Annotated in this window: 1 pseudogene; it reads right to left on the bottom strand. The window is 74.3% G+C overall.

Going from position 1 to position 210, the window contains the following annotated elements:
- Positions 1 to 201 (bottom strand): annotated as a pseudogene (locus H926_RS35390) (molybdate ABC transporter substrate-binding protein); the annotation flags it as partial.
- Between the last annotated feature and the right edge of the window lie 9 nt (positions 202 to 210).

A 210-nucleotide genomic window follows, 5' to 3' on the forward strand; every position in this document is an offset into this window, starting at 1 on the left:
GGCGTGCGCTTCGATCTGGCGGGCCAGGGCCGAAGAGGCCGCGAACGAAAGCACCGGGCGCGGATGGCCCAGCGCTGCCCAGCGGTCGGCCGCCGCATTCATCGATTCCTGCAGGCTGGCCGCTGCCAGCACCAGCGGCCCCCGGCCGGCGGGATTTTCCGCAGCCGGCGCTGCAGCCGGCAGGAGGGCGGCCGCAACCAGGCAACACAC

It is taken from the genome of Novosphingobium sp. B-7, assembly GCF_000410615.1.
Lineage (GTDB): Bacteria > Pseudomonadota > Alphaproteobacteria > Sphingomonadales > Sphingomonadaceae > Novosphingobium > Novosphingobium capsulatum.